The sequence below is a fragment of the Franzmannia qiaohouensis genome (genome assembly GCF_031451695.1).
GTDB lineage: Bacteria > Pseudomonadota > Gammaproteobacteria > Pseudomonadales > Halomonadaceae > Franzmannia > Franzmannia qiaohouensis.
Genome location: NZ_JARWAM010000007.1, coordinates 291582 through 301194 on the forward strand (window position 1 = coordinate 291582; position 9613 = coordinate 301194).

Annotated in this window: 7 protein-coding genes; 6 read left to right on the plus strand and 1 reads right to left on the minus strand. The window is 66.8% G+C overall.

Annotated elements, in window-relative coordinates; all coding sequences use genetic code 11:
- The first annotated feature begins 51 nt into the window (after positions 1-51).
- The 6 genes from QC821_RS11970 to QC821_RS11995 all read left to right on the plus strand — a co-directional run bounded on the left by QC821_RS11970 (position 52) and on the right by QC821_RS11995 (position 9093).
- Positions 52-1761, plus strand: coding sequence for a SulP family inorganic anion transporter (locus QC821_RS11970; RefSeq protein ID WP_309721540.1), 1710 nt, complete (start codon positions 52-54; stop codon positions 1759-1761).
- A gap of 271 nt (positions 1762-2032) precedes the next feature.
- Positions 2033-3193, plus strand: a complete 1161-nt coding sequence (locus QC821_RS11975; protein ID WP_309721542.1) for a TAXI family TRAP transporter solute-binding subunit — start codon at positions 2033-2035, stop codon at positions 3191-3193.
- Positions 3194-3240: 47 nt separating this feature from the next.
- Complete coding sequence (locus tag QC821_RS11980; RefSeq protein WP_309721545.1) at positions 3241-5262, plus strand: TRAP transporter permease; 2022 nt, start codon at positions 3241-3243, stop codon at positions 5260-5262.
- Positions 5263-5317: 55 nt separating this feature from the next.
- Positions 5318-6757, plus strand: coding sequence for an enoyl-CoA hydratase/isomerase family protein (locus QC821_RS11985; RefSeq protein ID WP_309721548.1), 1440 nt, complete (start codon positions 5318-5320; stop codon positions 6755-6757).
- Positions 6754-7950, plus strand: coding sequence for an acyl-CoA dehydrogenase family protein (locus QC821_RS11990; RefSeq protein ID WP_309721550.1), 1197 nt, complete (start codon positions 6754-6756; stop codon positions 7948-7950). Before QC821_RS11985 ends, QC821_RS11990 begins: the two co-directional genes overlap by 4 nt.
- Before the next feature lie 9 nt (positions 7951-7959).
- A complete protein-coding gene (locus QC821_RS11995; protein WP_309721553.1) occupies positions 7960-9093 on the plus strand; it encodes an acyl-CoA dehydrogenase family protein in 1134 nt (377 codons plus the stop codon).
- A gap of 59 nt (positions 9094-9152) precedes the next feature.
- Here QC821_RS11995 and QC821_RS12000 read toward each other — a convergent pair.
- The coding region (locus QC821_RS12000; RefSeq protein ID WP_309721556.1) for an FAD-binding protein at positions 9153-9613 on the minus strand (461 nt) is incomplete at its 5' end.

Consider the following 9613-nt stretch of genomic DNA (forward strand, 5'->3'; position numbering starts at 1 on the left):
GATGTTCGTCAAACGACGCCATTCCCTATCGCCTGCCGACACAGGGCCGTGATGCTCAAGCGCTACCTGCCGATTCTCGCCTGGCTGCCCCACTATCACCGACGGCTGTTCGGCGCCGACCTGCTGGCCGGCATCATCGTCACGGTGATGGTGATTCCGCAGTCGCTGGCCTATGCGATTCTCGCCGGCCTGCCCGCGGTGGTGGGGCTCTACGCCAGTATCTTGCCGCAGCTGGTCTATTGCCTGTTCGGCACTAGTCGCACCCTGGCGGTGGGCCCGGTGGCGATCATCGCGCTGATGACCGGCGCTGCGCTGTCGGCGGTGGCAAGCCCGGGCAGCCCGGAGTATCTGCAGGCGGCGCTGGTGCTATCGCTGCTGTCGGGGGGCATGCTCGCCGCCATGGGGCTGATGAAGCTGGGCTTCTTCACCAACTTCCTCAGTCATCCGGTGATTTCCGGCTTCCTCACCGCCTCGGGTATTCTCATCGCCGCCAGCCAGGTGGGCAGCATGCTGGGTATCCACAGCAGCGGCTTCACGCTGCTCGAGCGTCTTGTCACCCTGATCCCCAACCTCGCCGATATCCACTTACCCACGCTGGTGATCGGCCTGGGCACCCTGAGCTTCCTGGTGCTGATGCGCCGCTACGGGCGCGACACCCTGTGCCGTCTGGGCCTGGTGGCAGGCCTGGCCGACCTGCTGGCCAAGGCCGGGCCGGTGTTCGCGGTGGTCGCCACCACCCTGGCCACCTGGTATTGGGACCTGGCGGCCAGCGGCGTGGCGGTAGTCGGCGCTATTCCTCAGGGCCTGCCGCCGCTGACCCTGCCCTTCAGTGAGCTGTCGCTGTGGCGAGCCCTGCTGATCCCTGCACTGCTGATCAGCCTGGTGGGCTTCGTCGAATCGATCTCGATGGGCCAGATGCTGGCCGCCAAGCGGCGCCAGCGGATATCGCCCAACCAGGAGCTGATCGGTCTCGGCGGTGCCAACCTCGCCGCCGGTTTCAGCGGCGGCATGCCGGTCACCGGTGGGCTGTCGCGCACCGTGATCAACTTCGATGCCGGCGCCCAGACCCCCGCCGCCGGCGCCTTCGCCGCGCTCGGCATCGCCCTGGTCACCCTGTCGATGACCTCGCTGCTCTACTACCTGCCGATCGCCACCCTGGCCGCGACCATCACCGTCTCGATCCTGACCCTGGTGGATATCGACATGCTGCGCCAGACCTGGCGCTACTCGCGAAGCGACTTCGCCGCCATGGCGGTGACCATCCTGCTGACCCTGGTGGAGGGCGTGGAGGCTGGCATCATCGCCGGGGTCGCCCTCTCCGTCGGGCTATTCCTGTATCGCACCAGCCGTCCGCACAGTGCGCTGGTCGGCCGCGTGCCCGGCACCGAGCACTTCCGCAACCTGACCCGCCATGAGGTGGAAACCGCCAGCCACCTCGCCCTGCTGCGCATCGACGAGAGCCTCTACTTCGCCAACGCCCGCTATCTCGAGGATACCGTCTACGACCTGGTCGCCAGCCGGCCCGAGCTCGAGCACGTGGTGCTGATCTGCTCGGCGGTCAACCTGATCGACGCCTCGGCGCTGGAGAGCCTCGACGCGATCAACGCGCGCCTCAAGGACTCTGACGTCACCCTGCACCTGGCCGAGGTCAAGGGGCCGGTGATGGACCAGCTCAACCGCAGCCACTTCCTCGACGAGATCACCGGCCGCGTGTTTCTCAGCACCTACGCCGCCTGGCGTGAACTGAGCGCTGCCGAGTAAGCGCCCGCCGATGCCTCCCCCGCCATCGCGTTAGACATTCGTCTTAGCGCAGCAGGCAGGCATACCTCGCATATCGCCTCACCGAGCCGCTAGCTATTTCAAATCAGATAGTTACTGGATAGCGCCCGGCATATTTCATCTCCCTTCATGACGCCCGGTCGTTTGACACCGGCCGGGGAGCTTCCCTACTATCGAAATCAGTTTTTGAAACGCAGTACCGCATAGCAAAATACAACAACGCCAACACCCCCACGCTCATGAGGAGCCTCGCATGCGCCAGATCACGCGCCGACTCGCTTTCGCCGCCCTTCCTCTCTCGCTCCTGGCTAGCGCCGTGGCCCAGTCCAACGAGATCACGCTTCCCAGCACCATGGCCTGGACCGCCTACGGCACCAACTCCAGCGGCTACGCCCAGGCGGTCGCCATAGGCAATATGCTGCAGTCCCAGCACGGCACATCGGTGCGCATCCTGCCCGGCGACAATGACGTCTCGCGCATGACGCCGCTCAAGCAGGGGCGGGTCGACCTTTGCGCCTGCGGCATCGCCAGCTACTACGGTGCCGAGGGCGTGATGATGTTTGCCGACCGTGACTGGGGCCCACAGCCGCTGCGGGTCATCACCACCTCGACGGCGTCGTTTGGGCTTTCTCTGGCCGTCGCCGGCGATCTCGACGTGGAAACCCCTGCCGACCTGGCCGGCAAGCGTGTGGCCTATATCCGCGGTGACGACGCGCTCAACAAGGGAACCGAGGCCTATCTCGCCTTCGGTGGCTTGACCTGGGATGACGTCGAGCGCGTCGACTTCCCCGGTTACAGCCGCTCCTTCGACGGCATTATTGCCGGTGACGTCGACGCCTCGTTCACCACCACCGTGACCCCGCCGGCGCAGCAGCTGGCCAGCAGCCCGCGCGGCATCAGCTGGCCGGTTCTCGACCCGGATGATGCGGCCGGCTGGGAACGCATGCTGGCGGTAGCGCCCTACTTCCGTCCCCACGAGGTCACCGCGGGTGCAGGCGGCGTCAGCGCAGACAACCCGGTGCCCAGTGCCAGCTACCCCTATCCCATCGTGGTGGCCAACCAGGACCTCGACGACAGCGTCGCCTATGGCCTGATCAAGGCGCTGCAGGACAATTACGACGACTACAAGGACAACGCCCCGGGCGCCGTGGGCTATGCCCTCGAGTATCAGGACCTGGAATGGGTCGTGCCCTTCCACGACGCGGTCGTCGAGTACTACCGCGACATCGATGTCTGGACCGATGAGATGCAAGCCCACCAGGAGCAGTTGGTCGAGCGCCAGACGGTGCTGAAACAGGCCTGGGACGACTTCATTGGCGATGCACCGAGCGATGACGACGACTTCACCGATGCCTGGATGCAAGCCAGAGCCGCCGCGCTGGATGATGCCGGTTTCGAGCCGATCTTCGAGTGATCACACGGGGCGGTGCAAACCGCCCCATTTGCTTCACGGACGCCGCCATGACCACAGCCATTCCCCCCGCCAGCCCCCAGCAGGCCAAGGAAAAGATCACCCAGATCCGCACCCTGCCGATGCCCATCCGCTGGCTGCCCGGAGCCGTCACCAGCGTGCTGATGCTGATGACGCTGGACTACCTGTTCAATATCGGCTGGCTGACCTTCGTCACCGGCCTGGAAACCCAGTTCTACTATGCCGTGGTGGCCCTGCTGCTGCCGCTGGTCTATCTGCTATGGCCAATCCGCGCCGCCGTGCAGGCACGCCCCGTGCCCTGGTACGACTACCTGCTCAGCGCCATCACGTTGCTCGTCGGCGGCTATTTCGTCTATCACGCCGACTCGATACTTCAGCGCGGCTGGGCCTTCGCCGCACCTGACACCGCAGTCGTGGCCAGCTATGCCTACTGGCTGCTGATCATCGAGGCTGCCCGGCGCGCCGGCGGTTGGCCGATCGCCATCATCGTCAGCTGTTTCTCTCTCTATCCGCTGGTGGCAGATATCGTCCCGGGGCCGATTCAGGCCTTTCCTTCGTCGCTGGAAGAGACGGCGATGTACCACACCATGAGCACCGAGAGCATCATGGGGGTGCCGTTACAGGCCTTTGCAGGCCTGGTGATCGGTTTCCTGGTGTTTGGCGTGGTGCTGCAAAAGAGCGGCGGCGGCAAGTTCTTCATCAATCTTGCCTTTGCCCTGCTCGGTCATGTGCGCGGCGGACCGGCCAAGGTATCGATCTTCTCCAGCGGCCTGATGGGCTCAATGAGCGGCAGCGTGATCAGCAACGTGCTGACCACCGGTGTGCTGTCGATTCCTGCCATGCGCCGTATCGGCATGGGCCGCTCGTTCTCCGGCGGCGTCGAGGCGTGCGCCTCCACCGGCGGTGTACTGATGCCCCCGGTGATGGGCGCCACTGCCTTCGTCATGGCGATGTTTCTCGACGTGCCCTATTCGGCCGTGGCCCTGGCCGCCATCATCCCCTCGATCCTCTACTTCCTCGGGCTATTCATCCAGATTGATGCCTATGCGGCGCGTCACGACATCAAGGGGCTACCCGCCGTAGAGCTGCCCTCGCTGTGGCAGACGCTCAAGGAGGGCTGGTACTTCATCTTCGTCTTCGCCCTGCTGGTGTGGATGCTGCTGGTGATGCAGCGCGAAGCGGTCGCACCCTTCTACGCCACCGCGCTGCTGCTGGTGCTCAACCAGTTCTCTCGGCATAACCGCTGGGGCTTAAGGGAGCTCGGCGAGACCCTCTCCTCCGCCGCCAAGCTGTTTGCCGAGCTGATCGCCATCCTCGCCGGTGTCGGCATGCTGGTGGGCGCGCTGTCGATGACCGGTCTCTCCGGCACCATTGCCAACGATTTCATCCATATTGCCGGGGGCAGCGTACCGCTGCTGCTGATCATGGGCGCACTGACCAGCTTCGTGCTGGGTATCGGCATGACCGTCACCGCGGCCTATATCTTCCTGGCCGTGGCGCTGGCGCCGGCACTCATCCAGGGCGGCGGGCTGGACCCGATGGCCGTGCACATGTTCATCCTCTACTGGGGCATGCTGAGCTTCATTACCCCGCCGGTGGCGCTGGGCGCCTTCGCCGCCGCTACCGTGGCCGGCGCACGCCCCATGGCCACCGGCCTGCAGGCCATGCGCCTGGGCAGCGTGATCTACTTCATTCCGTTCCTGTTCGTGCTCAATCCGGCCCTCATCATGCAGGGCGAACCGCTGCAGATCGGCCTGGTGTTCGTCCAGGCGCTGATCGGCATCGTGCTGTTCGCATCGGCCATGCAGGGCTACCTGATCGGCGTGGGCCGGCTCGGCGTGGGGATGATCTACGAATCCGTGGTGCGCGGGCTGGTGCTGGTGGCAGGCCTGCTGTTCGCGCTGCCCGGTGGCGGCATGGTGCCACTCAGCCAGGCTGAGCTGTTCGCCTTCGCCCTTGCTGCCCTGGTACCCGCGGTGCTGCTGGCTCGCTGGAGCCAGCGCCACGCCCGGCCAGCTGCGGTCTCTGCGCCGTCCGCCGTCGACCCATGAGTGCCGCCATGCATTTCACCATGCCCCTTCCTGCTGATACTGCGAGTGATGACGTATGACGACACCGGTGACCTACCAGCGACATGACGATATCGGTGTGATCAGCATCGACAACCCGCCTGTCAACGCCCTCGGCCAGGCCGTGCGCCAAGGCCTGGTCGAGGCGCTGGCGAGTGGCAACGAGGACGACCAAGTCCGCGCCCTGTTACTCGTCGCCAACGGGCGTACCTTCATCGCCGGTGCCGATATCCGCGAGTTCGGCAAGCCGCCCCAGGCGCCGCTGCTGACCGACGTCATCCGCCAGTTGGAGGCGAGTGCCAAGCCGCTGGTCGTGGCACTCCACGGCACCGCCCTGGGTGGGGGCCTCGAGGTCGCGCTGGGCTGCCAGCTGCGCGTCACCCTGCCCGGGACCCGGGTGGGGCTGCCTGAGGTCAAGCTCGGCCTGCTGCCCGGGGCCGGCGGCACCCAGCGACTGCCACGGCTGGTCGGCGTCGCAGCGGCCCTGGACCTGATCACCAGCGGTCGCTTTGCCAGCGCCGAGGAGGCGCTGGCGCTGGGGATTGTCGATATCCTGAGCGATGCCGAGAGCCCCCTCGACGCCGGCCTGGCAGCGGCCAGAGAGATGCTGGCCGGCACGCTCACCCCGCGCGTGACCGGTGAGCTACCGGCACCCCAGGCCAATCCCGAGGCCATCGCCGACTACCGCACCCGGCTCGAGGCCGAGGCTCCGGCGCTCTATTCACCGTTCCGCTGCATCGACGCCATTGCCGCCAGCTGCGACAACAGCCTGGATGACGGCCTGCGCTATGAGCGCGAGCTGTTCGTGGCGTGCATGGACTCGCCCCAGCGGGCAGGACTGATCCATGCCTTCTTTGCCGCCCGCACCCCGCACAAGGTGCCCGAAGCGGACGAACCCACGGCCATTGCACACCTGGCGCTACTCGGCGAGCACCCGCTGTTTCGACAGCTCGAGCGACACGCCGAGCGCGCCGGCATCACCCTGACCGCCGCGCCGGAGGCGTCGACCCAGGCGTGCCTGATCGCCCCGGGGACAGAGGCCGCTGCCTGTCCCCCCTCGTGCCTGCGTGTCGCGCTTGTCGCCGCCGGCGAGGCCAGCCAGCTCGACGCGCTCGACGCCGAACTGGCGCTGGTGCTGCCGACTCAGGGGGCACTCGCCGAGCTGGTATCGCTCGACGCCGATGCGACGCGACAGCAGGCCGTCGCCGCTCTGCTCAAGAGGCTGCGTCAAGGCGTGGTGGTCAGCCATCGCGGCAGCCTGCTGGCCGCGCTGAGCGACGCGGCAGGCGATGCTAGCGGCGATCCCCGCGCGGCCATGGAGGCCGCCAGCCTACGCCTCGCCGAGCGTGGCTGGAGCTATCGCCATAGCGATATCGACCTGCTCGCTATCGAGGCGCTGGACTACCCCCGCCACCTCGGCGGCCCTCATCGCCAGGCCAGCCTGGCGCTATCCGACACCTCGGAGAACGCTTCATGAACCTGACTTTTACCGCCGAGGAGCAGGCATTCCGCCACGAGGTGCGCGACTTCCTCGCGACCTCCCTGCCCGCCGCCATCCGCGAACGTGTGCGGCTGGGTCGGCGACTCTCCGCCGATGACCATGTCCGCTGGCAGAACCTGCTCAGCCAGCGCGGCTGGCTCGGCGCCAACTGGCCAGAGGCACACGGTGGCCCTGGCTGGAGCCCGGTGCAGCGGCATATCTTCGACGAGGAGTGCGCCGCCGCCCACGCTCCCACCGTGGTGCCCTTCGGCGTCAGCATGGTGGCCCCGGTGCTGATGAAATTCGGCAGCGACGCGCAGCAGCGACACTACCTGCCACGCATCCTCGACAACCGCGACTGGTGGTGCCAGGGCTATTCCGAGCCCGGCGCCGGCTCCGACCTGGCCAGCCTGCGCACTCGCGCCGAGCGCGACGGCGACCACTACGTGGTCAGCGGGCAGAAGACCTGGACCACCCTGGGCCAGCACGCCAACATGATGTTCTGCCTGGTGCGCACCGACCCCGCGGCCAAGAAGCAGGCCGGCATCAGCTTTCTGTTGATCGACATGTCGAGCCCGGGGGTCAGCGTCCGGCCGATCATCACCCTCGACGGCGCCCACGAGGTCAACGAAGTCTTTCTCGACGAGGTTCGCGTCCCGCTGGCCAATCGCGTCGGTGCCGAAGGTGAGGGCTGGACCTGTGCCAAGTTCCTGCTGACCCATGAACGCACCGGTATCGCCGGCCTGGGGCATGCCAAGCAGGCGCTGCGCCACCTCAAGTCGGTCGCGGCGCATGTTCAGCAGCGTGGCAGGCCGCTGCTGGAGCAGCCGAGCTTCCGCCAGCGCGTGGTCAAGGCGGAGCTCGAGCTGATGGCGCTCGAGGTCACCAACCTGCGGGTGATCGCCGCCGCCCGAGACGGTGGTGTACCCGGCGCCGAAAGCTCGCTGCTGAAGGTGCGCGGCTCGGAGCTGCGCCAGGAGCTCAGCGACCTGACCCGCCGTGCGCTTGGACCGGCCGCGCTGCCCTTCTTTCCCGACTTTCTGCACGCTGACACCGAGCTTGCCGACGCCGAACAGCGTGAGGCGGCCGCCGCCAGCGCCCAGTACTTCAACCGCCGCAAGCTTTCGATCTATGGCGGTGCCAACGAGATACAGAAGAGCATCGTCGCCAAGACGATCCTCGGCATGTAAGGAGCCCTGATGGACTTTTCCTATAGCGACGAGCAGCGCATGCTCGCCGAAACGCTGGAGCGCCTGGTCGCCGACCAGCCGGCGGTGGAGCGCAGCGCCAGTCAGCTGCCCCCAGCAACCCGCGAGCCCTCGCCCCTGTGGCAGACGTTTGCCGAGCTGGGCCTGCTGCACATGCCCTTCGCCGAGAGCGTCGGCGGACTGGGCGGCGACGGCACCGACCTGATGATCATCATGCAGGCGCTGGGCCACGGCCTGGTCCCGGAGCCCTACCTGGCCGGACTGCTGCTTCCCGGCGACCTGCTGGCCAGGCTGGCCACCCCAGAGCAGCGCGACCGCTGGCTGACGCCGCTGCTCGAGGGTGAACACCAGCTGGCGCTGGCCTGGCAGGAGCGCGATGCCCGCTACGATATCCACGCCGTCACTACCAGCGCCCACCGACAGGGCGCCGGCTGGCGCCTCGAGGGCGCCAAGCAGCTGGTGATGGGAGCAGACCTCGCCGCAGCCGTTCTGGTCACCGCCCGCATCGCCGACGAAGGTCGCGACGTCGAGCGCCTGGGTGTCTTCCTGCTGCCCTCCAGCACCCCTGGACTGACGCGACACAACTACCCCACCATCGATGGCCAGCCGGCCAGCGACCTGGTCCTCGACGGCGTGATGCTCGACGAGCATGCCTGCCTCAGCGAAAATGCCGCCGCCGCCCTGGATGCCACCTTCGCTGTCGGCATCGCCGCGCTGTGCGCCCAGGCCGTCGGCGCCATGCAGGCCAGCTGCGAGCAGACCCTCGCCTTCCTCAAGGAGCGCCGCCAGTTCGGCACGCCCCTATCCACCTTCCAGGCGCTGCAGCACCGCATGGTCGACATGCACCTGCACCTCGAACAGGCACGCTCCATGGCCATTTTGGCGGCCACCAGCCTCGACCTCCCTGCCCCGGAACGCGACTATCGTATCGCCGCGGCCAAGGCCTATTGCGGAGAATCCGCGCGCTTCGTCGCCGAGCAGGCCATCCAGCTGCACGGCGCGATGGGCATGACCGAGGAGTGCCTGGTGTCCCACTACGCCAAGCATCTGGTGATGTTCGACCACTACCTGGGCGACAGTGACTACCACCTCGAGTATGTCAGCGAACGGCTAAGCGCCGCCTGATACGACCAAGGGCCCCGCGAGGGGCCCTTGGTCTTTTGCGGTCATCGCTGACGGCTTCCTTACAGCTTGCTTTCCAGCTCCGGCAGTACCTCGAACAGATCACCGACCAATCCATAATCCGCCACTTGGAAGATCGGCGCCTCCTCGTCCTTGTTGATCGCGACGATCACCTTGGAGTCCTTCATCCCCGCCAGGTGCTGGATGGCACCCGAGATACCCACGGCAATATACAGGTCCGGGGCGACGATCTTGCCGGTCTGGCCAACCTGCATGTCGTTGGGCACGAAGCCGGCGTCTACCGCGGCCCTTGATGCGCCGATGGCGGCCCCCAGCTTGTCGGCGATGCCGTCGAGCAGCTTGAAGTTGTCGCCGTTGCCCATGCCACGGCCGCCGGAGATGACGATCTTGGCGCCGCCGAGCTCGGGACGATCGGACGCGGCGAGCGCTTCCTTGACGAAACGCGACTGGGCGTTGTCGGCGACGTGGTCGACCGCCTCGATGGCGGCGCTACCGGTGCTGG